The sequence below is a fragment of the Pseudomonas karstica genome (genome assembly GCF_009707515.1).
Classification (GTDB): Bacteria; Pseudomonadota; Gammaproteobacteria; order Pseudomonadales; family Pseudomonadaceae; genus Aquipseudomonas; species Aquipseudomonas karstica.
This window is the reverse complement of the sequence record NZ_WLYI01000019.1, coordinates 53,294-75,148: the sequence shown is the minus strand read 5'-3', so window position 1 is coordinate 75,148 and position 21,855 is coordinate 53,294. Positions and strand designations below refer to the sequence as shown.

Below are 21,855 nucleotides of genomic sequence, written 5' to 3'. Positions count from 1 at the left end.
CCTGCGGCTGCTTCAGGCAGCCTCTTCCTTGCCCAGCCAGCGGTAGACTACCGCGCCGATGACGGCACCGAGGATCGGCGCCAGCCAGAACAACCACAACTGCTGGAGCGCCCAGCCGCCGACAATCAGCGCCGGGCCCGTACTGCGGGCCGGGTTGACCGAGGTGTTGGTGACAGGGATCGAGATCAGGTGGATCAGCGTCAACGCCAGGCCAATGGCAATCGGTGCCAGTCCAGCCGGGGCACGGCGGTCGGTGGCGCCGAGGATGATCAGTATAAACATAGCCGTCATTACCAGCTCACAGACCAGCGCGGCCGCCATCGAATAGCCACCCGGTGAATGTTCGCCATAGCCATTGGAGGCAAGGCCTGAGGCCAGTTCAAAGCCTGGTTTGCCGCTGGCAATAAAGTACAGCAGCGCAGCAGCGACGATGCCTCCGAGGACCTGAGCCACGATATATGCCGGTAGCTCCTTGGCCGGAAACCTTCCGCCCACTACCAGCCCCACCGAGACTGCGGGGTTGAGGTGACAACCGCTGATATGACCGATAGCAAAGGCCATGGTCAGGACCGTGAGCCCGAATGCCAGGGACACACCCAACAGGCCAATTCCAACATCGGGGAACGCTGCGGCCAACACCGCACTCCCGCAGCCGCCCAACACCAGCCAAAACGTACCTAACCCTTCCGTAACGGAACGTTTGAACAGAGACATGTACACGTCCTTAATAGATTGCTCTATCTAATTAACTGGTCGGTGATGCTTCCTTGCAACCTTACGTCAGGCTCCTCCTGGATCCTGAATGCAGTACAGCAGAATTGTGGCGTAAGACCAGTGTGATAGAGAAAACTGTCAGAATTGTTTGGATTTGATGGCATTGTGTTGAGCGTTTATGTCAGTCGATTCCTACAAAGCCCCCTGTCTGGTGCTGCCACAGCCGCGCATACAGCCCGCGATGAGTCAGCAACTGGGCATGACTGCCGCTTTCGGCGATCTGTCCCTTTTCCAGTACCACCAACCGGTCCATCCGGGCGATGGTTGAGAGCCGGTGGGCGATGGCGATCACGGTCTTGCCTTGCATCAGGGATTCCAGGCTTTCCTGGATCGCTGCCTCCACTTCCGAGTCGAGGGCCGAGGTGGCTTCGTCCATGATCAGGATGGGCGCGTCCTTGAGCAGTACGCGGGCAATCGCAATTCGCTGGCGTTGGCCGCCGGAGAGTTTTACCCCTCGTTCGCCAACGTGGGCATCGAGGCCGGTGCGGCCTTCGGAGTCCGACAACAACGGGATGAACTCGTCGGCGCGGGCTTTGTGCACTGCGGCCCAGAGCTCTTCGTCGGTGGCATCGGGCTTGCCGTACAGCAGATTGTCGCGGATCGAACGGTGCAACAACGAGGTGTCCTGGGTAATCATGCCGATGCGCTCGCGCAAGCTTTCCTGGGCCACTTCGGCGATGTTCTGGCCGTCGATCAGGATCCGCCCACCTTGCAGGTCGTACAGGCGCAGCAGCAGGTTGACCAAGGTCGATTTGCCCGCGCCGGACGGGCCGATCAGGCCGATTTTTTCCCCGGCCTTGATCTCCAGGTTCAGGCCGCCGATGATTCCGCTTTTTTTCCCGTAGTGGAAATCCACTTGTTCGAAGCGCACTTCGCCGTGGGGTACGTTCAGCCGCGGGGCATTCTCACGGTCGATAACGGCGAGCGGTTGGGCGATGGTTTTCAGGCCATCCTGGACCATGCCGATGTTCTCGAAAATGCCATTGACCACCCACATGATCCAGCCGGACATGTTGACGATGCGAATCACCAGGCCGGTGGCCAGGGCGATGGCGCCGACGGAAATCATCGACTGGGTCCACAACCATAGCGCCAGGCCGGTGGTGGTGACGATCAGCAGGCCGTTCATGGTGGTGATGACCACGTCCATGCTGGTGACGACGCGGCTTGCCAGCTGGGTTTTTTCGGTCTGCTCGACGATGGCTTCCTTGGCGTAGTTCTGCTCGAAATGGGTGTGGGCGAACAGCTTCAAGGTGGTGATGTTGGTGTAGCCGTCGACAATCCGCCCCATCAGTTTGGAGCGCGCCTCGGAGGAAATCACCGAGCGTTCCTTCACCCGCGGCACGAAGTAACGCAAGGCCAGGCTGTAGCCGACGATCCAGATGAGCAGCGGAACCATCAGGCGCCAGTCGGCCTCGGCGAACAGCACCAGGGCGCTGACGGCGTAGATCGCCACGTGCCAGATGGCATCCACCGCAGCCACTGCCGAGTCCCGCAGGGAGTTGCCGGTTTGCATGATGCGCTGGGCAATACGCCCGGCAAAATCGTTCTGGAAAAAGTTCAGGCTCTGCTTGAGCACATAACTGTGGTTTTGCCAGCGGATCAGGCTGGTCATGCTGGGGCTGATGGTCTGGTGCACCAATAGGTCATGCAGTGCGCCGAATATTGGGCGCAGCAACAAGGCCACCACAGCCATCCAGATCAATTCGTTGGCGTGGATCTGAAAGAAGTTGGCCGGCGGCGTACCTTGGGCCAGGTCGATGATGCGGCTCAAGTAGCTGAACAGCGCTACTTCGATCAGCGCGCCGATCAGCCCCACCACCAGCAGCGCGGCAAAGCATGGCCACACCTGGCGCAGGTAATAGAGATAGAACGGCAGGACTTTATCGGGAGGAGCCGCGCTGGGGGCGTCGCGGAAAATATCGATCAGTTGTTCAAAACGACGATAGAGCATTAGGTCTGACGCCCGCCGAGCGGGCTCTCCTTTTCAAATGCGCGCGGTGCCTTGTGGGCATTACGCGAAACTCCCTGTAGAACTCAGTCGATGCGCTTGGCCGACTTGATCAGGACAGGATCGACTGGCACGTTTTGCATGCCTTGCTTGGTGGTGGTTTGCGAGTTGACGATGATGTCGACCACGTCCATGCCCTTGACCACTTTGGCGAATACAGCGTAGCCGGCATCACGACCAGGATCGAGGAAGGCGTTGTCGGCTACGTTGATAAAGAACTGGCTGGTGGCCGAGTCCGGGTTCGAGGTACGTGCCATCGACAATGTGCCGCGCACGTTGTGCAGGCCATTGCTGGCTTCGTTCCTGACCGGTGCTTCGGTTGGCTTTTGCGACATTTGCTGGGTGAAACCGCCGCCCTGCACCATGAAGCCCGGAATCACCCGGTGAAAAATGGTGTTGGTGTAGAAACCCTTATCGACATAGGCCAGGAAGTTTTTGGTACTGATCGGGGCCTTGACCGGGTCCAGTTCGATTTCGATGTCGCCGTTGGTGGTGCTGATCAATACGTGAGGTGCCTTGGCGGGTTCGGCCGCCATCAGGTTGGCAGCGAACAATACGGAACCGGCAAAAAAGGCGATTTTTTTCAACATGGGTCAATGATCCTGGGTAGTGGTTTTGACTGTCTTTGGAACGTCGAGCGGGCTTGCGCGTCGGGCAGCAGTTTTACATAGATTTCTTTTTGCGCCACTGGGGGGCAGCCGTCATGTTTGAAATAGACCATGGCGGAACGCCTGCTCAGGCTTGCTGCGGTGCGGCAAAGGGGGCGTCCAGCGGTGCGGTGTCAAAGGTGCGCAGCAACTCCACGAGAATCTGTGTGGCCGGGCCCAGGGGTTTGTCCTTGTTCGAATACAGATAGAACGTCGGGTTGCGGCTGGCGCCTTGCTCCAGGGGAAGTTGCTTGAGCAGGCCTTCCTTGAGCTCGCGTTCGATCATGTGCCGTGGCAACCAGGCAAAGCCCAGGCCGCTGCTGACGAAGGTGGCGGCGGTAGCCAGGCTGGCGACGGTCCAGCGTTGCTCGGCGCCCAGCCAGCCGACGTCTCGCGGTTGCTGGCGACCGGAGTCGCGGATCACCACCTGCATCTGGCTTTCCAGGTCCTGGAAACTCAACTCACGGTTCAGTCGATGCAACGGATGCTCGGGGTGGGCTACGGCGACAAATTCCACCTCGCTCATTTCGGTGCCCAGGTAGCCAGGAATGATGAAGCTGCTGATAGCCAGGTCGGCCATGCCATCGATCAGCAGTTCCTCGACGCCGGACAGTACCTCTTCGCGCAGGCGTACGCGGCAGCCACGGCTTTGTGGCATAAAGGCGGTCAGGGCACGGACCAGGCGTGCATTGGGGTAGGCGGCATCGACCACCAGCCGTACTTCGGCTTCCCAGCCCTGTTCCATGTGGTGGGCGAGGTCTTCCAGTTGGCTGGCGTTTTTCACCAGTTGCCGAGAGCGCCGCAGCAGCACTTCGCCGGCTTCGGTCAGCACCGCCTTGCGCCCGTCGATGCGCAGTAACGGCACGCCCAATTGGTCTTGCATACGGGCCACGGTGTAGCTCACCGAAGACTGTGAACGGTGCAGCACTTCGGCCGCCTGGGCAAAGCCGCCGTGGTCGACCACGGCTTGCAGCGTGCGCCATTGATCAAGGGTAACGCGGGGCGCTTTCAAGATGAGCTCCTCTTGTCCTAAGCTGACAGTCCTTATTGGAGACTGCCGAATGAGAAAATTCTGTTGTGTGCTGCTGGCGATGCTGCCGCTGAGTGCGTTTGCCTATCCGATCGACGTGACGAAAAAGATCGATGGCGTGAGCGTGGATTACACCGCCTCTGATGTGGACAGCGACATCAGTTCGATCCAACTCAATAACTACGGCACCAACGACGCGGTGTGCAGGGTAGTCTTCACCAATGGCCCGGAATCCCCACGTCGACGTACTGTTACGGTACCGGCGGGCAAAAGCACCAACACCACGGTTAAGTTCACCCGTTCGATTATCAAGATGCGCATAGCCCTGGCGTGCGCGCCCAAATAAGAAAAAAGCGGAGTACCGCTATAGCAATACTCCGCTTATAAACAAATTTCTAGATGGGTTGCAGCAGTTTTTTACGCTTTTTTATCGAATTGGCTCTGTTTAACCTCTACTCCATCGACTTACAGCATTTACCGATGGAGGCTACATAGCCATGTCCCGTGTTCTGATCATCGAAAGCAGTGCCCGCCAGCAGGAATCAATCTCCCGCCAACTGACCCAGCAGTTCATCAGCCAATGGCAGGTTGCCCATCCGGCCGACGTGATCACTGTGCGTGACGTGGCCATTAATCCGGTGCCGCACCTGGACGCCAATCTGCTGGGAGGCTGGATGAAGCCGGCCGAGCAACGCAACGATATCGAGCAGGCATCCCTGGATCGCTCCAATGAATTGACTGACGAACTGCTGGCGGCCGACGTACTGGTGATGGCCGCGCCTATGTATAACTTCGCCATTCCCAGCACCCTCAAGGCCTGGCTCGACCATGTGCTGCGCGCCGGCGTGACCTTCAAGTACACCGCCACTGGTCCCCAGGGGCTGCTCAATGACAAGCGTGCTTTTGTCCTGACCGCCCGCGGCGGCATTCATGCCGGCGGCGCCAGTGATCATCAGGAACCTTACCTGCGCCAGGTCATGGGCTTTATCGGTATTCACGATGTCACCTTCATTCACGCCGAAGGCGTGAATCTGGGCGGTGACTTCCAGGAAAAAGGCCTGAACCAGGCCAAGGCGTTGCTGGCACAGGTTGCCTGATTGTTAATCGCCAGATAATCGCCCGTTGTTTATATAAGGCCACGCAACCCTTCAAGTGCGTGTATCGAACCTCCCTTTGCACTTTTTGCTCCTGAGTGCACCTGCCCGATTGACGCTTTAGCGAGATCGGGTTTTTTTTGCCTTGAGTTTCACAAGTGATCGAAAACCGCTAAGGTCCCGCCCATTCGATATGAGGCGAACATGGGCTATCTACTGGTTGTCACCCTGATCCAGGCATTCTCCTTCAGTTTGATCGGCGAATACCTGGCCGGTCACGTTGATAGCTACTTTGCGGTGTTGGTGCGTGTGCTCCTGGCGGGGCTGGTATTTATCCCGCTGACCCGCTGGCGTTCTGTGGAGCCTGCGTTCATGCGCGGGATGTTGTTGATCGGCGCCCTGCAGTTTGGCGTGACTTATGTCTGCCTGTACCTGAGCTTTCGCGTGTTGACAGTGCCGGAAGTGTTGCTGTTCACCATCCTGACACCCTTGCATGTGACCCTGATCGAGGATGCCATGAACCGGCGCTTCAATCCCTGGGCGTTAGTTGCTGCCCTGGTGGCGGTAGCAGGTGCGGCGGTGATCCGTTTTGACCAGATCACCCCGAATTTCTTCATGGGGTTCCTGCTGCTGCAACTGGCCAACTTCACCTATGCCGCCGGGCAGGTGCTTTACAAACATTTGGTGGCGCGTCATCCCAGCGATCTGCCGCATTATCGGCGGTTTGGTTACTTCTACTTGGGGGCGTTGGCGGTAGCGTTGCCGACGTTCCTGTTGTTCGGCAAGGCCAACTTTTTGCCGGAGGCGCCGTTGCAGTGGGGCGTGCTGGTGTTTCTTGGCCTGGTCAGCACTGCATTGGGGTTGTACTGGTGGAATAAAGGCGCATGCCTGGTCAACGGTGGCACCCTGGCGGTAATGAACAATCTGCATGTGCCGGTGGGCTTGCTGCTCAACTTGCTGATCTGGAACCAGCATGAGCCACTTGGAAGGCTGTTCCTGGGTGGCTCGGTGATTCTGGGGGCGGTGTGGGTCAGCCGGTTGGGCATGAAATCCGGGGCTGGCGTAAAGTCGGCACACCTACGTTCTTCGCGGCCCAATAGCTTTTCAAAGGAAGTGGAAAAATGACAGTCAGGGTTTTGATCTTGCCGGGCCTGTTCAATTCGGGGGAAATACATTGGCAGTCACAGTGGGAGCGGCAGTTTTCAGGCCTGCACCGGGTGGAGCAACAGGACTGGGAAACACCGGTCGCGACAGACTGGGTTGAACGCTTGAATCAGGAAGTGGCGGCGGTCGACGGGGAGGTGGTGCTGGTAGCTCATAGCCTGGCCTGTACCTTGGTCACCCGTTGGGCACAGCAATATACCCAGGCGCACAAGGTGCGGGGCGCGTTGTTGGTGGCGCCGAGCGATACCGAAGCGGACAGTTATCCATCGGGCACCACGGGGTTTGTACCGATGTCTATGCAACGCTTGGCTTTCCCCTCAATCGTGGTGGCGAGCAGCGATGATCCGTATGTCACCCAAGAAAGAGCCCAGGCCTTCAGTCAGGCCTGGGGCAGTGAATTGGTCTGGTTGCAAAGTGCCGGTCATATCAACGGCCAGACCGGCTATGGCGCCTGGCCCGAGGGGGCCGCCTTGCTGTTCAAACTGACGGATGACCCGCAGTTTTTGCTCAAATAGCCTGCCTTGCAGCGGTCAATATCAGTTTTCCAGGAATTCCACCGCCCTGGAATCCTGCTTCGCCGGAAACAGGCTGGCCCGCAAGTCATTGCCGCTGGGCTGCTGATACAGGCTCAAGCCAAACTCTGGCAGCACCGCCAGTAAGTAATCGAAGATGTCCCCCTGGATCCGCTCATAGTCGACCCACACCGTGGTGCGAGTGAAACAATAAATTTCCAGGGGCACGCCTTGGGCGGTGGCCTGCATCTGGCGGACCATGCAGGTCATGTTCGGCTGGATGTCCGGGTGGCTTTTCAGGTAGGCCAGGGCATAGGCACGGAAGGTCCCCAGGTTGGTCATCCGCCGACGGTTGGTGCTCAATTGCGCGCTGTGGCCCTGGGCTTCGTTCCAGGCTTTCAATTCCGCCTGCTTGCGGCCGATGTAGTCGGTCAGCAGGTGGACCTGGGTCATGCGCACTTCTTCATCGTCGCGCAGGAATCGTACGGCGTTGGCATCGATGAACAAACTGCGCTTGATCCGCCGGCCGCCAGAGGCTTGCATGCCGCGCCAGTTCTTGAACGACTCGGACATCAGTCGCCAGGTGGGAATGGAGACGATGGTCTTGTCGAAGTTCTGCACCTTGACCGTGTGCAAGGTGATGTCCACCACGTCGCCGCTGGCGCCGACCTGGGGCATTTCGATCCAGTCGCCGACCCGCAGCATGTCGTTGCTGGTCAACTGTACGCTGGCGACGAACGACAACAGGGTGTCCTTGTAGACCAACAGGATTACCGCCGACATGGCGCCCAGGCCTGAGAGCAGCAGCAGCGGCGAGCGGTCGATCAGGGTGGCAATGATGATGATGGCGCCAAACACGAACAGCACCATTTTTGCCAGTTGCACATAACCTTTGATGGAGCGGGTACGGGCGTGCTCGGTACGGGCATAGATATCCAGCAGGGCATTGAGCAGGGCGCTCAAGGCCAGGACCTGGAACAGAATGGTGAACGCCAGGGCAACGTTACCGATGAACAGGGTGCTGGTCTTGTTCAGGTTCGGTACCAGGTGCAGGCCGAACTGAATCACCAGGGGCGGCGTCATCTGTGCCAGGCGATGGAATACTTTGTTGTGCCGCAGGTCGTTGAGCCAGTGCAGCGACGGTTGCCGCCCCAGCAGTTTGACGGCATGGAGGATGAGATAACGTGCTACCCGCCCGAGCAGCAGGGCCACCACCAGCAACACCACCAGCGCCAGGCTTGAATGCAGCAGCGGGTGGTCATCGAGGGTGCCCCAAAGGTCTTGGGCATTGAGCCAGAGCTGTTTGATATCCATGGGCTAAAACGATTCTTCTGTAGGGCTGACGGGGCGATTAGAGCATTTAAGTACTCAAAAGTTGGTCATCTAGACAAAACTGCTGACAAAAAAACACCTGATTAGCCGTGATCGCGTAAAGAAACTCGGCCTGGGCGCCCGAAACCGTTACCCTATGCAGCTGTTTTTTTGTATTTCTTCGAGGTAGCACCCGTGTTTTCCCAATTCGCCCTGCACGAACGCCTGCTCAAAGCCGTGGCCGAGCTTAAATTTGTCGAGCCAACGCCTGTGCAAGCAGCGGCTATCCCGCTCGCGCTCGAAGGGCGTGACCTGCGGGTGACGGCTCAAACCGGGAGTGGCAAGACCGCCGCTTTCGTCCTGCCGATCCTCAACCGTCTGATTGGCCCGGCGAAAGTCCGTGTCAGCATCAAGACCCTGATCCTGTTGCCAACCCGCGAGCTGGCCCAGCAGACCCTGAAGGAAGTTGAACGCTTCGCGCAGTTCACCTTCATCAAGTCCGGCCTGATCACCGGCGGTGAAGACTTCAAGGTCCAGGCCGCCATGCTGCGCAAGGTGCCAGACATTCTGATCGGTACCCCAGGCCGGATGATCGAGCAACTGAACGCCGGCAACCTGGACCTCAAGGAAGTTGAAGTCCTGGTCCTCGACGAAGCCGACCGCATGCTCGATATGGGCTTTTCCGACGACGTTCAGCGCCTGGTGGAAGAGTGCACCAATCGCCAGCAGACCATGCTGTTCTCCGCCACTACCGGTGGTTCGACCCTGCGTGAGATGGTCGCCAAGGTCCTGAACAACCCTGAGCACCTGCAGGTCAACAACGTCAGCGACCTGAACTCGACCACTCGTCAGCAAATCATCACCGCTGACCACAACGTGCATAAAGAGCAGATCCTCAACTGGTTGCTGGCCAACGAGACCTATCAGAAGGCCATCGTCTTCACCAACACCCGGGCCATGGCCGACCGTATCTACGGCCGCCTGGTGGCGCAGGAGTACAAGGCATTTGTCTTGCACGGTGAGAAAGACCAGAAGGACCGCAAGCTGGCCATCGACCGTCTCAAGCAAGGGGGCGTGAAGATCCTGGTCGCCACCGACGTCGCCGCTCGCGGCCTGGACGTGGATGGCCTGGACATGGTGATCAACTTCGACATGCCCCGCAGCGGCGACGAATACGTGCACCGTATCGGTCGTACCGGTCGCGCCGGCAACGATGGCCTGGCGATCTCGCTGATCTGCCACGGTGACTGGAACCTGATGTCGAGCATCGAGCGCTACCTGAAGCAATCGTTTGAGCGCCGTACCATCAAGGAAGTCAAAGGCACCTACGGCGGACCGAAAAAGGTCAAGGCTTCGGGCAAGGCGGTTGGCGTGAAGAAGAAAAAGGTCGACGCCAAGGGTGAGAAGAAGAAAACCGGCGCCAAGTCGCCGACCAAGCGCAAGATCGCCAACCGGCCGAAGACCGACAACCTGTCGTTGGTCAGTAAGGACGGCATGGCCCCGCTCAAGCGTCGCAAGCCAGAAGCTCCTGCGGCTGAGTAAGGCTTGAGCCAATAAAAAAACCGGACGCTGTCCGGTTTTTTTATTTTAGTTTTGGGTGTTGGCTGCAGCGTCTTTCAGTTCCTTGAGCCGGGCATCGATCAACTGGCATTTGTCTGGAAACTCCGCGCTCTCGGTGTCCAGGTCCATTTTCTGCAACTCATCGTTCATTTCCTTGGCCTTGGTTGGGTTCTGCTCGGTAAGCCTGGTCACTTCCTTGGCCAATTGCTCACGCTTTTGCGTGGCTTCTTCCGGCGTGCACGCCCAGGCGGGCAGGGCGGCAAGCAAGGCGGCGGCGATGGCCATATTTAACAGGGTTTTCATTGTTCGGACCTCCATGGCGGGGATGTTCAGTTGAGGGCGCGGGCAATGCAAAAGTTCAGAGTAATGACGCCTGTCCGCAAGGCTGAACCGCTGCTGACGCGGCGTGTCACACCCTATGAAGGGCATCTATCCGTGCGTCTGCAGGAGGAATCAGGATGACAACTTACAATTGGGATTTGATCGAACGTCTGCTGCATGAAGTGCAAAACAGCGCGGGTGACAGTTTCGCTCCCCGTAAATATGCTGAGCAGCATGCCGCCGAAAAGGCCGCGGCGGGCGAACCCACTGGCAACCTCGACGAGCTGAAAGTCACCGCCACCGAATACGAAAAGCTGTTGCTGGACCGTGGCTTTATCGAGTCGCGGCCCGAAGAGGAGGGTGGCAATGGTGAAAATTTCGTCCTGACCGCTCGAGGCTCCCAATTACTGAGCCTGATTGACAGCTGCATTCCTGGCAATGATCACCCGCGCCAGATGCTGGATGAGCAGTCAGATGCACTGGATCCGACAACGTTCGATGAAGTGGCGTCCAAGGCGCAGATCGCCTGAGCGCCACTTCCCGTCGTGAAACGGTCTGCTGCTCGGCTGGCTGATAGCAGGCGCACTTCGGGCCCGAGGGTGGATGGTTAAGTCGTGGTGCTGTTCAAGCATTTCAGGGCCTTGAAGTCGCTGCGTACCTTGTCGATCTTACTGGCCAGTTTCTGCCGTTGTTGTACGGTGCTTTCGGCCATCAGGTCGACGATCAGGCTGCGGGCTGCCGTTTCCGTCTGGGCGTAGGCCTGTCTATAGTTCGGAGTCCACAGGTTTTCACGATCCACCAGTAGTTGCTGTATTTGCTGCGGGAAGTCGCTGCTTCGGCGTTGCTCCACAGCCGCAATGAACTGCGCTTGCCAATGAGCTCGGTTGCCGATCCACTGCTGGTTCTGCTCGCCCAAGGCAGTCGACCAGGCCATTACCCGACTCTGTTGGCTGCTGCTCAGTGGGCCGAGCCAGGTGTTCAGGCGTTTGATCATGCGTTCGCCGCGTTCCTTGATCTGTTGTTGCAACGGTGGCTTGAGGTATTCGTTCTGGCGTTTGCGCAGGTCTTTGGCCAGTGCCTGCTTCATGTCGTTGACCTGCTGATCGTCCAATTCGCGCAGCAACTCGATTGCCGACGGGGTGATTTGCCGGGACACTTCGGCGATGGCTTGCCTGGCTTCTACGGTGCGGTTTTGCAAGGCGTCATCGGTCACCTGATTGTTGTCGACCATCTGTTGCAGGCGATCGAGCCAATCCAGGTAGCCCGGCAGTTGGGTGGTGCAGTGCCAGGCCAGGTGTTCCTTGAGGGTGTCGTTGAACCAGCTCTTTTGCCCGGCATTCATGTCCAGGTAGTCGTTGAGGGTCCAGGGGATGATCACGTCGAGGTTGCGATAAGCCAGGCCCACCCGATTGCAGCCGGCAAGCACCAGGCTCAGGGACAGCAGGATCACCAGGAGTTTTAGCCGACGCAGCATGGGCGAGTCCTTGCGCAGATGGGGTCGATCATTTGAACCCGTCACGGAGATGACAGTTCAGCCCATCAATAAAACGACCGCTCGGCCTTCAAGGTCAACAGGCCATCACATTGCGAATTGTGTCCGGAATACGCCGAGCAATCCTCGCCACTGAGGTTGGAGTCGCTGTAGATCAGGTTCAGGTCGATGCCCCTGAAAGGCCGGGAGAATCTCACCGACCAATCGCTGAAGCTGGAAATCGAGCCACCATCGGTCACCGTCACCGGGCTGCCCAATTGATGGGTGGTGTATTTGATGCTGAGGCCGATACCAAAGGGCTGAGTACCGCCCAGGTCGGCAAACAAGGTGCTGTTACGGCGGTCCGGGTCGTTGCTGAAGGCGGCGCCGAAACGATTGCCCAGCAAGGTCAAGCCGCCATAGAGCTCCTGGCTATCGAGGGGGCTCAGCTTCGGATAGCTGTAGTGAATCATTCCCAACTCGTAACCCAGGGTCTGGTCGAAAGAACGCTTGAGGCCCATATAGGAGTCGATTTCAAGGTTGCTGGTCGATGAAAGCCCCATGCTGGGCGACCACTGGCCGAAGTACAGGCCGCTGTCGTGGGTCAGGTCCAGGCCACCATGGAAAGAACCGCTTCCCGGCGACGTGGGCTTGACCAGGCCCTGGGCCATGCTGCGGCTGGGGGTGGTACCCAGCTTGAGGTCAAAGTCCCCCAACTCACGCTGGAAAACCTGCGCTTCGGCGAGGGGGCTGGCCGACAGGGCGCATGCCAGGAAAATGCAGGACTTGAGCATGCTTCCCTCCGTGGAAAGCGAGGAGCAGGAACGGGAAATATCAGGCAAAGGGCCGATCTAGACGTGTGCAAGCATACCGGCGAAAGCCTGGCGATGAGGCCCGTTCGTCGATTAGCGTAATTTTGGGGGATAAGAAGGTGTTTCGGGCTCTAGTCCTCGCGCCTTGGAAGGCAAAGCGCGTAGGGACCAGGTGTCAGGCGCAGGCTGTGCTGCTCAAGCCTACTTTTTGCCCAGGGTGATCTGCTTGGACGGGCCGAAAGTCTGGCCGCTCACACCTTTGGCAATCTGCTGGATTTCGCCACCGGACTTGAGGAAAGCAGCAATCTGGCTGTTGATCGATTCGCTGGTTTCAACGGCCGGAGCTGGCTTTGCTTTGCTGTTGGATGCTTTTACACGCATGGCGGCCACTAACCTGTAGAAAATTAACTTGGCCAAGCATCGTACATGAAAAGCTTGACAATTGCTTGGCAAATATCTTTCTGAAATAAGTGGCGCTCTTTTGAAAAGCCGAAGTTCATGTTTGAAATATACGTCTAACCTGCTGTTTTAACTCGAAACCGGTGGCAGAAAAGCTGCTTGGGTCATTGGCGAAATGTGTCGTGCTGACCAGACGAGCGGAGGCATGATGGGAAAAGACCAACTCACCCCATGATTTTTCCGGGCGATGGCGGGGGCCGGGGCTGCGCGGCGGCCAAACTCGGGTAGAATGCCGCCACGCAATGAGGGTATTGGAAATGGCTTTAGTCGGACGCTACAACAGCTTGCAAGTGGTTAAACACACTAACTTTGGTTTGTACCTGGATGGTGAACAAGAGGGCGAAATCCTTTTGCCCAATCGTTATATCCCCAAAGATATTCCCAGTGAAGATGAAGACTGGCTTAACGTTTTTATTTATCTGGACAGCGATGACAAACTTATTGCCACCACCGAAAAACCAAAAGTACAGGTGGGTGAATTTGCCAGTCTGAAAGTGGTTGAAGTCAACAGCATTGGCGTATTTCTGGACTGGGGCCTGCCCAAGGACCTGTTGCTGCCGTATTCCGAAGAAAAGCGCCAGATGACTGCCGGTGAATACTGCGTGGTCCACGTCTACCTCGACAAACACACCAAGCGTATCACCGCCACGGCGCGCCTTGACCGTTACCTGGACAAGACTGCGGCCAACTACAAGGTCGGCCAGGAAGTTGATCTGCTGGTTGCCGAAGCCACCGACATGGGCTTCAAGGCAATCATCAACAACAAGCATTGGGGGCTGATCCACAAGAACGAAGTGTTCAAGTTCCTGCGTCCGGGCAAGGAAGAGAAAGGCTTTATCAAGGAGATCCGCGCCGACGGCAATATCAGCCTGAGCCTGCAGCCGGTGGGGGAAGAAGCTGCTTCCAGCCTGAACTCGAAGATCCTGGCCAAGTTGCGTGACAATAACGGCACCCTGCCGGTCAGCGACAAGAGTGATCCGGCGTTGATCAGCAGTTTGTTTGGCGTCAGCAAAGGCAACTTCAAGAAGGCCATTGGTGCGCTCTATAAACAGGGTCAAATCGTGATCCATGCCGATCGCATTGAACTGAGTTGAGCGTGATTTACTGATCACTCGCGGCCAGTTTCCTGATCCTGGCGTGCTGTGGGCATGTACGCCTGTCGGCACTCTGGCTACTGGCTGACGGGCGAGCAGCACGCTGTGGGAGTGCGGGCACGGCGCAATAACAGGCCGCCCGCCAATACCAGGCCGCTGCCCGCCAGCACCAATGCGGGGTGCAGGCTTGCGCTGAGATGGTTGCTCACCGATGCCATCAGCGGACCGCTCAGTTGACCCACTGCAAAACTGGCGGTCAGCAATCCTGTATTGCGTTGGTAGTCATGGGGCGCGACTTCGCGTAAACGCTGCATCACCAACAGCATGCAGGCCAAAAATGGCGTTCCACATAACAAGACACCCAGCGCCAAGCCCCAACCATTCCCCAGCAGGCAGGCGAAGACACCGGCCGCTTGCAGCCATAATGTCGCCATCAACCAGTAGCCCGTGGTGCTGGGGTTCTTGCGACGCAGGCTTACCAGCCATACACCGACTGCAGCGGCCAGGCCAAAACACGGCCAGAACAGATCGGCCTGCCAGGCACCCTTGAACTGTGTGCTGGCCATCTGCGACAGAAAGGTTGCTGGAATGATGTAGCCCAGGCCATACAGGACGTAGATCCAACACAGGTGCGTGATGCTGCCATTAGTACCGCCGCGGGTTGTAGCTGGCGGAACGTTGCTGGGGATCGGCTGCGGCAGAAACGGCAGGATCGCCAATAGCATCATCAACGCGACCACCCCATATACCAGCCACAAGGTTGCGGAGTCTTGCCCCAGTACGTTGGAGCCCAGGGCCAGTAGCCCGGTCAATAAAATCCCCAGTCCCGGTCCGGCAAATACCAGCGCACCCAACCGCGGGCGGCCGGCGGCAATGGCCAGTGGTTGGCTCAAGCTGGTGATCATCACCAATACCCAGGCACTGGCGACGCCAGTGCCAAAGCGCAGCAACAGGTGCGACCAAAATCCATTGGCCCAGAACGAAGCCAGGGTCAGTAGCACACACAGCCACAACCCCCCGAGCAGTCGCCCACGTACATGGTGATGGCTGCGGGCAAACATCGAATCCACTGCCCCGACGAAATAGCCCAGGTAATTGGCCGCCGCGATCAGGCCGGCGCCGGTCAAGTCGATCTGTCCTTCACTGAGAAGATGGGGCATTTGTGGGGTAAGGGCGAAGCGGCCAATGCCCATCGCCATCATCAAGGCAATAAAGCTGGCGAGTAAGCGGATCAGCGGTGACATGGACAATTTTCCTGCGAGTAGCGAGTGACCGTTAGGCTAGGATGGATTGACTTTCTTTAAAAATGAATAATAGTGAGTAACTTGTTCTGTTTTGGAGAAAGGTATGGAGTTCAGTCAATTGCGGATCTTCCAGGCAGTGGCCGAGGAAGGCTCCATCACCCGCGCTGCTGAACGCCTGCATCGGGTGCCGTCAAACTTGTCGACCCGGCTCAAGCAAATGGAAGAACAACTGGGTGTCGAGTTGTTCGTCCGTGAGCGCCAGCGCTTGCAATTGTCCCCGGCCGGCAAAGTCTTGCTCGATTACAGCGCACGGCTACTGGCCTTGCACGACGAGGCCCATGGTGCCGTGCAGGGTGGGCAGCCGGCCGGGGATTTTGTCCTGGGCAGCATGTACAGCACGGCGGCGATTCATTTGCCGAAGTTGTTGGCTCGCTACCACAAGGCTTATCCGATGGTGAACCTGCAGGTGCAATCGGCGCCCAGTGGCGAATTGCTGGAGGGGCTGATCTCCGGGCGCCTGGACGCAGCGCTGGTGGACGGGCCACTGGCTTTGGCGACCCTGGATGGCGTGCCCCTGTGTGAAGAGCGCTTGCTGCTGATTTGTGAGGCAGACCACCCACCCGTGCATGGCCCCCAAGACGTTGCCGGGCGCTCAGTGTTTACCTTTCGTCGCAGCTGTTCCTACCGTGCGCGGCTGGAGGCCTGGTTTTCCCACGACCGAGTAGCCATGGGGCGGGCCATCGAGATTGAGTCTTACCAGGGCATGCTGGCCTGCGTGATCGCCGGTTCCGGGGTGGCGTTGATGTCTGAATCGATGCTCGACAGCCTGCCCGGCAAGGACAGCGTGTCTGTTCATCCGCTGGCGGAGCCTTTTGCCTGCGCCACCACCTGGCTGATGTGGCGCAAGGGTATGCTCGGCGCTAACCTCAATGCATGGATTGACCTGCAACAAGCGGGCACGGCGGAGCGAGTTCACGATACCCGGGCGATTGCTTGAACGATCCGCCAGGATTTTGATCCATTCAGTAATAGTTCGTTGTTGTTTCGGGCAAGCATTACGTAAGACTTAGAGCTATTATCTGTAGGAGACGGCCATAGAATTCCAGCCGCTCGGCACTACCCTCAAAGGGGGCACCATGAAAGAGAAACTGCAAAACTGGCTGCACGACCTCGGCGTCGCACTCGGCTTGATCGAGCCACCACTGCAACCGGTGCCTATCCGCACCGATGATGAGCAACGTCGGCCGCGTCGAAGGTAAGTCCTGAAAAGCGCTCACGCGAAGGTTGGGTTAATCGTGCGAGCGCTGTCGGGTGATTCTTGAGGTAGGGGCAATCCCTGTCCCTTAAGGGCGCGTCTGCAAGCAAAAAACTTCCTTGAAGAATCCAGTAGTGCGGTGTGCAAATGAATTTCAGGCTTTGGCCACTGGGCCTGTTGATTCTGCTCACTGGGTGCTCGCATTCGCACACTACGTACATGAAAAACGTAGAAGACATCGTCATCTCCCGCTTCCAATCCCAGGAACCTCAAAGCTGCCGCCCTTCAGACGTTCCTCTTGATCAGAACCATGTACGGGATTTTTTCCAACGTGCTGCAACTATTGATAGCCGTGCGTTGCATGATCACTACGAGTGGGCGCCTTGTTACCTTGAAGGTACGTTGAAATATCAGGGGCAGGCGTGCACGTGGCAGGTGAGGGCGGGAGCCACCGGAGTGATTGAGTGCCCGGTGCTGGAGCAATATTTTGCTTGTGGGGAATGCGACGATTTATTTGTAAGGGCCGAGCACTAGGCCAGCCAAGAAAAAAACAGGTGCGACAACCGACGTCGCACCCGTTGAAGAAACTGAGGCAAACCCTCACCCTGAAACTCTTTCAGATTGAGCGAACCGCCGCTGTCTCAGGCCGACGGGATAGCAAGCTCACCAGTACAAAACTCAGTAGGCCCACACCAAGGCTGTAATAGATTGGCGTGTTGGCGTCCAGTCCGTCCTTGATCATGAACACCAGCGCAGTGACAAACCCCAGGGTCATGGAAGTGATCGCGCCCGAGGTGGTGGCCCGTTTCCAGTAGATCGCCCCGATCAGCGGGATCAGCATGCCGCCCACCAACAGGTTGTAAGCCAGGGTAAGCGCACTGATCACATCGTTTACCAGCAGGGCGATGCCCAGTACGGCGATGCCGGTCAGCAGGGTGAACAGGCGGTTGACTCTCAGGCTTGACTGTTTACCTGCGCGCAGGCGTGGCAGCAGGTCTTCGGTCAAGACGGTGGACGCAGCGAGCAGGCCGGCGCTGGCGGTGGACATCATCGCGGCAAGTGCTGCGGCAATTACCAGGCCACGAATCCCGTCAGGCAACGATACTTTGACGATCGCGGCGAAGGCGTTATTGACGTTGTCCAGGTCCGGGATCAGTACGTGGGCGGCCATGCCGATCAGCGCACAGGCCAGGCCGTAGAGGATGCAGTAGAAACCGGCGAAGGTACCGGCGTACCTGGCGACCTTTTCGTTACGGACGGTGAACACCCGTTGCCAGATATCCTGGCCGATCAAGATGCCGAAGAAGTAGATCATGAAGTAGGTGAGGATGGTGTCCCAGCCAATTTCCGTGAAATTGAAGCTCGACGCGGGTAGCTTGGCCACCAGTTCATCCCAGCCGCCGACGCGGTACAGGCAGATCGGCAGCAGGACAAACATCAGGCCGACGGTCTTGATCACGAATTGCACGATGTCGGTCAGGGTCAGTGACCACATGCCGCCAATGGTTGAATAGACCACGACCACGCCGCCGCCCATCAATACTGAAAGCCAGAACGGCAGGTCGAACAGCACTTGCAGCACGGTGCCGATGGCCAGGACCGAGGTCACGCCGATCATCAATGCGTAGGCCAGCATGATCACCGCGCTGGCTTGGCGGGCCATGGGGTTATAGCGTTTTTCCAGCACCTGGGTCACGGTGAAAATTTTCAGCTTGAGCAGCGGTTTGGCCAAAAACAGATTCAGCGCAATGATCCCCGCACCCAATGCGGCACACAGCCAGAAGCCGGAAATGCCGTGGACATAGCCCAGGCGCACGGTGCCAACGGTGGACGCACCGCCCAGCACCGTGGCGGCCATGGTGCCCATGTACAGTGTCGGGCCCAGGTTGCGGCCGGCCACCAGGTAGTCTTCGTGGGTCTTGGCCCGGCGCATGCCGTAATAGCCGAGCACCAGCATGCCGGCGGCGTAGATGAGGACGACGAATAAATCTAAAGCCATGACGGCGAGTCTCCGATTATCTTTTTTATGGGCTATCAGGCGGCTTGTTGCATCGCCGGTTTGTCGAGCACATCCGTGCGTTTGCTGCGGGGATCGTTCGGCCCATAGACCGACGCCGGTTCCGGGAACAGGCGCAGCAGGGTCAGGTACACCACCGAGGCGAGGCCAAGGGTCACTGGCAGGCTGATGTCGATGCCATCGGCTAGGTTACCCAATGGCCCTACGAACTGCCCTGGCAGGTTGACGAAGCACAGGCCCACCAGCGCACTCGGGATCCAGGCCCCCAGGCCGCGCCAGTTCCAGCCATGGCTGAACCAGTAGCGGCCGCCGGTTTCGCCACGGGTGAAGACTTGCAGGTCGTCCGGGCAGTAATAGCCTCGGCGTACGATCAAACCGATGATCATCATCACCATCCACGGTGTGGTGCAGGTGATGATCAGCACGGCGAAGGTCGACACGCTTTGCACCAGGTTGGCGGCGAAACGTCCGATAAAGATGAAGGCAATCGACATCACGCCGATCAGCAGTGTCGCCTTGACCCTCGACAACAACCGTGGGAAGACGCTGGACATGTCCAGGCCCGTGCCATACAGCGAGGTGGTGCCGGTGGACATGCCGCCGATCACTGCGATCAGGCATACCGGCAGGAAGAACCAGCTCGGCGCTACCGCCAGCAGGCCGCCGACATAGTTATTGGCGGCGATGTAGTCCGGTGCGTTGATCGCCACGATGGTCGCGGTGGCGAGGCCGAACAGGAACGGAATCAGGGTGGCGATCTGCGCGGCTACCACCGCCAACATGATCCGGCCCTTCGGGGTTTCTCGTGGAATGTAGCGCGACCAGTCTCCGAGAAACGCACCGAAGGAAATCGGGTTGCTCATGGCCACCAGCGCGGCGCCGATAAAGGCCGCCCAGAAGCCCGTCTGGCCCAGGGCAACGGTGCCGGCGAAGTGGCTATCGAAGGCGGGCGCGAAGGCGAATATTCCCAGCAGGAACAGCAGGCTCGCCGCCCACACCGCAATGCGGTTGACCCACAGCATGAAGCGAAAGCCGTAAATGCATACGGTCAGTACCAGGATGGCGAACATGCCATAGGCCAGGCCCAGGGTCAGGTCGGTTTCTGGCAAGCCCACCAGCCGTTTCGCCCCGCCCACCAGCGCATCCCCTGAACTCCACACTGACAGCGAGAAGAAGGCAATCGCCGTCAGCAGCGACAGAAACGAGCCAATGATCCGCCCGTGCACCCCGAAGTGCGCACCCGAAGACACGGCGTTATTGGTGCCATTGAGCGGCCCGAACAGGCCCATGGGGGCCAGGATCAGCGCGCCCACCACCACACCCAGCACAATCGCCCAAACGCCGGCCTGGAACGACAAGCCAAACAACACGGGAAAGCTGCCCAGTACCGCCGTGGCAAAGGTATTGGCGCCGCCGAAAATCAGCCGGAACAGATCTTTCGGCCTGGCCGTGCGTTCATGCTCCGGGATCTGTTCGACCCCGTTGGTTTCTATTTTGCGAATACTGTTTTGGTTGTTTTTATTATTCATGATCAGCTCCGATCACATGGGCTAAGGGGGCGGCAGCCCTTCCGGCATAGCGGATAAATGTTCGTGACAGGCCAGCCACAGGCCTTGTTTTTGTTGTGCGCGCAGCCCTTGTTTCTTGAAGACAATGGTCTCGCGTTCCTGGCTAATGAATTGCTCCCCGTTCATGCGCAGTTCGGTGACCACCTCATGAATGAAAATTGCCACGTCACCTTGCAGGCTGACAGAGGCGTTGCTCGAGGCGCAGGACAGCACCTCGAATCCTTCGTCTCGGCGCCAGCTGTCCCACAATGCCAGGTAGGCATCTCGGCTGAGCAACGGTTGGGCAAGGGTGTAAAAAATGAAGCTGGCATCGGCCGTGAATGCGCTGAAGTACGCCTCGCGATCATTGCGGGCGAAGGCCGAGACCAGTTCGGCCGCGGCGTTCAAAACCTCGTCGTGCGCGTTCATCAGCGGTGGACCACGCCCGGCAGGACGCAGAGCATTTCGTACAACAGGTTGGCACCGAGCAGTGAGGTGTTTCCGGTGGTGTCGTAAGGTGGCGAAACTTCCACCAGGTCGCAACCCACCAAGTCCAGGCCTTGGCAGCCACGGATAATCTCGATCGCCTGGATAGTGGTCAAGCCGCCGATCTCCGGAGTGCCGGTGCCGGGAGCCCAGGCCGGGTCAATGCCGTCAATGTCGAAACTCAGGTAGACCGGGCCTCCGCCGACTTTCTCGCGCACTTCGGCCATCAGCGGCGCCAGGGACTGGTGCCAGCATTCTTCAGCCTGGACCACGCGAAAGCCCTGTTTGCGGCTCCAGTTGAAGTCTTCGGCGGTGTAGCCCTGGGCCCGCAGGCCGATCTGCACCACACGGTCACAATCGAGCAAACCTTCTTCCACGGCGCGGCGGAAGGTGGTGCCGTGGGCTATTTTCTCGCCGAACATGTGATCGTTGACGTCGGCGTGGGCATCGATGTGTACCAGCCCGACCTTGCCGTGTTTCTTGTGGATCGCCCGCAGGATCGGCAGGGTAATGGTGTGGTCGCCGCCCAGGGTCAGCGGGATGACGTTGTGCTCGAGGATCTCATCGTAGGACTCTTCAATGATCCGCACCGCGTCCAGCAGGTTGAATGTGTTGATGGCGACATCGCCGATGTCCGCGACGGACAGCGAGTCAAACGGCGCAGCGCCGGTGGCCATGTTGTACGGGCGGATCATCACTGACTCGGCACGGATTTCACGGGGCCCGAAGCGGGTGCCAGCGCGCAGCGAGGTGCCGATGTCCAGGGGCACGCCGATAAACGCGGCGTCCAGGCCGGCGGCCGATTGCAAATGGGGAAGGCGCATCATGGTGGCGATGCCGGCGAAACGCGGCATTTCGTTGCCGCCCAGTGGTTGGTGGAAAATCTTGTCCACGGGATTGCCTCATCGTTGTTTATTTATTAGAGGTCGATTCTGCGAAATGCCAGGGAGGGGAAGAATCGCTGGGGGCAAATACTTAGTTCAGATTTTTATAAACTAAAGGCTGAGGTAGACTGATCGTTCCCACGCTCTGCGTGGGAACGCATC

At 58.4% G+C, this 21,855-nt stretch carries 23 protein-coding genes; 9 read left to right on the top strand and 14 right to left on the bottom strand.

All coding sequences use genetic code 11. The features are described 5' to 3' along the window. Positions 1–12: 12 nt before the first annotated feature. The 4 genes from aqpZ to GIR22_RS15060 form a co-directional block, all read right to left on the bottom strand. The gene (gene aqpZ / locus GIR22_RS15075; protein ID WP_154744107.1) at positions 13–714 is read right to left on the bottom strand and encodes an aquaporin Z; all 702 of its coding nucleotides are present in this window, start codon (positions 712–714) and stop codon (positions 13–15) included. A gap of 181 nt (positions 715–895) precedes the next feature. After that, the gene (locus GIR22_RS15070; protein ID WP_154744106.1) at positions 896–2,728 is read right to left on the bottom strand and encodes an ABC transporter ATP-binding protein; all 1,833 of its coding nucleotides are present in this window, start codon (positions 2,726–2,728) and stop codon (positions 896–898) included. Between the two features lie 83 nt (positions 2,729–2,811). Continuing rightward, complete coding sequence (locus GIR22_RS15065) at positions 2,812–3,375, bottom strand: peptidylprolyl isomerase (RefSeq protein WP_154744105.1); 564 nt, start codon at positions 3,373–3,375, stop codon at positions 2,812–2,814. 145 nt (positions 3,376–3,520) lie between these two features. Beyond that, positions 3,521–4,444, bottom strand: coding sequence for a PA3225 family LysR-type transcriptional regulator (locus GIR22_RS15060; RefSeq protein ID WP_154744104.1), 924 nt, complete (start codon positions 4,442–4,444; stop codon positions 3,521–3,523). Positions 4,445–4,493: 49 nt separating this feature from the next. Between GIR22_RS15060 and GIR22_RS15055 the strand changes: the two genes are divergently transcribed. From GIR22_RS15055 to GIR22_RS15040, 4 genes are all read left to right on the top strand, one after another. Continuing rightward, the gene (locus tag GIR22_RS15055) at positions 4,494–4,808 is read left to right on the top strand and encodes a 3-phosphoglycerate kinase (protein WP_154744103.1); all 315 of its coding nucleotides are present in this window, start codon (positions 4,494–4,496) and stop codon (positions 4,806–4,808) included. A gap of 151 nt (positions 4,809–4,959) precedes the next feature. Further along, complete coding sequence (locus tag GIR22_RS15050) at positions 4,960–5,559, top strand: FMN-dependent NADH-azoreductase (RefSeq protein WP_154744102.1); 600 nt, start codon at positions 4,960–4,962, stop codon at positions 5,557–5,559. Positions 5,560–5,760: 201 nt separating this feature from the next. Next, positions 5,761–6,681 (top strand): carboxylate/amino acid/amine transporter, encoded by a 921-nt coding sequence (locus GIR22_RS15045; RefSeq protein ID WP_246208367.1) that lies wholly within the window; start codon positions 5,761–5,763, stop codon positions 6,679–6,681. Beyond that, the gene (locus GIR22_RS15040) at positions 6,678–7,235 is read left to right on the top strand and encodes an RBBP9/YdeN family alpha/beta hydrolase (RefSeq protein WP_154744101.1); all 558 of its coding nucleotides are present in this window, start codon (positions 6,678–6,680) and stop codon (positions 7,233–7,235) included. Before GIR22_RS15045 ends, GIR22_RS15040 begins: the two co-directional genes overlap by 4 nt. A gap of 21 nt (positions 7,236–7,256) precedes the next feature. On the opposite strand, the gene GIR22_RS15035 is transcribed toward GIR22_RS15040, so the two are convergent. Beyond that, positions 7,257–8,546: a mechanosensitive ion channel family protein gene (locus tag GIR22_RS15035; protein ID WP_154744100.1), complete on the bottom strand. Its 1,290-nt coding sequence runs from the start codon at positions 8,544–8,546 to the stop codon at positions 7,257–7,259. A 192-nt stretch (positions 8,547–8,738) separates the two neighbouring features. On the opposite strand from GIR22_RS15035, the gene GIR22_RS15030 reads away from it, so the two are divergent. Next, a complete protein-coding gene (locus tag GIR22_RS15030) occupies positions 8,739–10,085 on the top strand; it encodes a DEAD/DEAH box helicase (RefSeq protein WP_178122266.1) in 1,347 nt (448 codons plus the stop codon). Between the two features lie 45 nt (positions 10,086–10,130). On the opposite strand, the gene GIR22_RS15025 is transcribed toward GIR22_RS15030, so the two are convergent. After that, positions 10,131–10,406 carry a hypothetical protein gene (locus GIR22_RS15025; RefSeq protein ID WP_154744098.1) on the bottom strand — a complete coding sequence of 92 codons (276 nt, stop codon included), beginning with the start codon at positions 10,404–10,406 and terminating at the stop codon, positions 10,131–10,133. 155 nt (positions 10,407–10,561) lie between these two features. Between GIR22_RS15025 and GIR22_RS15020 the strand changes: the two genes are divergently transcribed. Further along, positions 10,562–10,954, top strand: a complete 393-nt coding sequence (locus tag GIR22_RS15020) for a transcriptional regulator (RefSeq protein WP_154744097.1) — start codon at positions 10,562–10,564, stop codon at positions 10,952–10,954. Positions 10,955–11,031: 77 nt separating this feature from the next. On the opposite strand, the gene GIR22_RS15015 is transcribed toward GIR22_RS15020, so the two are convergent. The 3 genes from GIR22_RS15015 to GIR22_RS15005 all read right to left on the bottom strand — a co-directional run bounded on the left by GIR22_RS15015 (position 11,032) and on the right by GIR22_RS15005 (position 13,088). After that, on the bottom strand, positions 11,032–11,898 hold the full coding sequence (locus GIR22_RS15015; RefSeq protein WP_154744096.1) for a DUF6279 family lipoprotein: 867 nt from the start codon (positions 11,896–11,898) through the stop codon (positions 11,032–11,034). A 65-nt stretch (positions 11,899–11,963) separates the two neighbouring features. Next, entirely contained in the window at positions 11,964–12,689 is a 726-nt protein-coding gene (locus GIR22_RS15010; protein ID WP_154744095.1) for a TorF family putative porin, read from the bottom strand. 219 nt (positions 12,690–12,908) lie between these two features. Further along, the gene (locus tag GIR22_RS15005; RefSeq protein ID WP_034146402.1) at positions 12,909–13,088 is read right to left on the bottom strand and encodes a hypothetical protein; all 180 of its coding nucleotides are present in this window, start codon (positions 13,086–13,088) and stop codon (positions 12,909–12,911) included. A 335-nt stretch (positions 13,089–13,423) separates the two neighbouring features. Between GIR22_RS15005 and GIR22_RS15000 the strand changes: the two genes are divergently transcribed. Beyond that, the gene (locus GIR22_RS15000; RefSeq protein ID WP_154744094.1) at positions 13,424–14,260 is read left to right on the top strand and encodes a CvfB family protein; all 837 of its coding nucleotides are present in this window, start codon (positions 13,424–13,426) and stop codon (positions 14,258–14,260) included. A 77-nt stretch (positions 14,261–14,337) separates the two neighbouring features. On the opposite strand, the gene GIR22_RS14995 is transcribed toward GIR22_RS15000, so the two are convergent. After that, on the bottom strand, positions 14,338–15,504 hold the full coding sequence (locus GIR22_RS14995; protein ID WP_154744093.1) for an MFS transporter: 1,167 nt from the start codon (positions 15,502–15,504) through the stop codon (positions 14,338–14,340). Positions 15,505–15,607: 103 nt separating this feature from the next. On the opposite strand from GIR22_RS14995, the gene ptrR reads away from it, so the two are divergent. Both ptrR and GIR22_RS26610 read left to right on the top strand, forming a co-directional pair. After that, positions 15,608–16,501 (top strand): putrescine utilization regulator PtrR, encoded by an 894-nt coding sequence (ptrR, locus tag GIR22_RS14990; RefSeq protein ID WP_154744092.1) that lies wholly within the window; start codon positions 15,608–15,610, stop codon positions 16,499–16,501. A gap of 139 nt (positions 16,502–16,640) precedes the next feature. Further along, positions 16,641–16,763 carry a PA1414 family protein gene (locus GIR22_RS26610; RefSeq protein WP_003210728.1) on the top strand — a complete coding sequence of 41 codons (123 nt, stop codon included), beginning with the start codon at positions 16,641–16,643 and terminating at the stop codon, positions 16,761–16,763. Between the two features lie 612 nt (positions 16,764–17,375). Here the strand turns inward: GIR22_RS26610 and GIR22_RS14985 are convergent. From GIR22_RS14985 to speB, 4 genes are read right to left on the bottom strand one after another with little or no spacing between them, the layout of a single operon-like run. Then, positions 17,376–18,758 (bottom strand): sodium:solute symporter family protein, encoded by a 1,383-nt coding sequence (locus tag GIR22_RS14985; RefSeq protein ID WP_154744091.1) that lies wholly within the window; start codon positions 18,756–18,758, stop codon positions 17,376–17,378. 35 nt (positions 18,759–18,793) lie between these two features. Beyond that, positions 18,794–20,305 carry a purine-cytosine permease family protein gene (locus tag GIR22_RS14980; RefSeq protein ID WP_154744090.1) on the bottom strand — a complete coding sequence of 504 codons (1,512 nt, stop codon included), beginning with the start codon at positions 20,303–20,305 and terminating at the stop codon, positions 18,794–18,796. Between the two features lie 21 nt (positions 20,306–20,326). Continuing rightward, entirely contained in the window at positions 20,327–20,752 is a 426-nt protein-coding gene (locus GIR22_RS14975) for a YybH family protein (protein ID WP_154744089.1), read from the bottom strand. Next, on the bottom strand, positions 20,752–21,702 hold the full coding sequence (speB, locus tag GIR22_RS14970) for an agmatinase (RefSeq protein ID WP_178122265.1): 951 nt from the start codon (positions 21,700–21,702) through the stop codon (positions 20,752–20,754). The genes GIR22_RS14975 and speB overlap by 1 nt, the downstream gene beginning before the upstream one ends. Between the last annotated feature and the right edge of the window lie 153 nt (positions 21,703–21,855).

What these genes read in the sequence shown, in the direction of transcription:
- GIR22_RS15045 (WP_246208367.1), top strand. Translation starts at nt 5,761, where the DNA reads ATGGGCTATCTACTGGTTGTCACCCTGATCCAGGCATTCTCCTTCAGT.
- GIR22_RS26610 (WP_003210728.1), top strand. Translation starts at nt 16,641, where the DNA reads ATGAAAGAGAAACTGCAAAACTGGCTGCACGACCTCGGCGTCGCACTC.
- GIR22_RS15050 (WP_154744102.1), top strand. Translation starts at nt 4,960, where the DNA reads ATGTCCCGTGTTCTGATCATCGAAAGCAGTGCCCGCCAGCAGGAATCA.
- GIR22_RS15065 (WP_154744105.1), bottom strand. Translation starts at nt 3,375, where the DNA reads ATGTTGAAAAAAATCGCCTTTTTTGCCGGTTCCGTATTGTTCGCTGCC.
- GIR22_RS14975 (WP_154744089.1), bottom strand. Translation starts at nt 20,752, where the DNA reads ATGAACGCGCACGACGAGGTTTTGAACGCCGCGGCCGAACTGGTCTCG.
- GIR22_RS15040 (WP_154744101.1), top strand. Translation starts at nt 6,678, where the DNA reads ATGACAGTCAGGGTTTTGATCTTGCCGGGCCTGTTCAATTCGGGGGAA.
- GIR22_RS14995 (WP_154744093.1), bottom strand. Translation starts at nt 15,504, where the DNA reads ATGTCACCGCTGATCCGCTTACTCGCCAGCTTTATTGCCTTGATGATG.
- GIR22_RS15010 (WP_154744095.1), bottom strand. Translation starts at nt 12,689, where the DNA reads ATGCTCAAGTCCTGCATTTTCCTGGCATGCGCCCTGTCGGCCAGCCCC.
- GIR22_RS15020 (WP_154744097.1), top strand. Translation starts at nt 10,562, where the DNA reads ATGACAACTTACAATTGGGATTTGATCGAACGTCTGCTGCATGAAGTG.
- aqpZ (WP_154744107.1), bottom strand. Translation starts at nt 714, where the DNA reads ATGTCTCTGTTCAAACGTTCCGTTACGGAAGGGTTAGGTACGTTTTGG.
- ptrR (WP_154744092.1), top strand. Translation starts at nt 15,608, where the DNA reads ATGGAGTTCAGTCAATTGCGGATCTTCCAGGCAGTGGCCGAGGAAGGC.
- GIR22_RS15025 (WP_154744098.1), bottom strand. Translation starts at nt 10,406, where the DNA reads ATGAAAACCCTGTTAAATATGGCCATCGCCGCCGCCTTGCTTGCCGCC.
- GIR22_RS15015 (WP_154744096.1), bottom strand. Translation starts at nt 11,898, where the DNA reads ATGCTGCGTCGGCTAAAACTCCTGGTGATCCTGCTGTCCCTGAGCCTG.
- GIR22_RS15035 (WP_154744100.1), bottom strand. Translation starts at nt 8,546, where the DNA reads ATGGATATCAAACAGCTCTGGCTCAATGCCCAAGACCTTTGGGGCACC.
- GIR22_RS14985 (WP_154744091.1), bottom strand. Translation starts at nt 18,758, where the DNA reads ATGGCTTTAGATTTATTCGTCGTCCTCATCTACGCCGCCGGCATGCTG.
- GIR22_RS15000 (WP_154744094.1), top strand. Translation starts at nt 13,424, where the DNA reads ATGGCTTTAGTCGGACGCTACAACAGCTTGCAAGTGGTTAAACACACT.
- GIR22_RS15070 (WP_154744106.1), bottom strand. Translation starts at nt 2,728, where the DNA reads ATGCTCTATCGTCGTTTTGAACAACTGATCGATATTTTCCGCGACGCC.
- GIR22_RS15005 (WP_034146402.1), bottom strand. Translation starts at nt 13,088, where the DNA reads ATGCGTGTAAAAGCATCCAACAGCAAAGCAAAGCCAGCTCCGGCCGTT.
- GIR22_RS15055 (WP_154744103.1), top strand. Translation starts at nt 4,494, where the DNA reads ATGAGAAAATTCTGTTGTGTGCTGCTGGCGATGCTGCCGCTGAGTGCG.
- GIR22_RS14980 (WP_154744090.1), bottom strand. Translation starts at nt 20,305, where the DNA reads ATGAATAATAAAAACAACCAAAACAGTATTCGCAAAATAGAAACCAAC.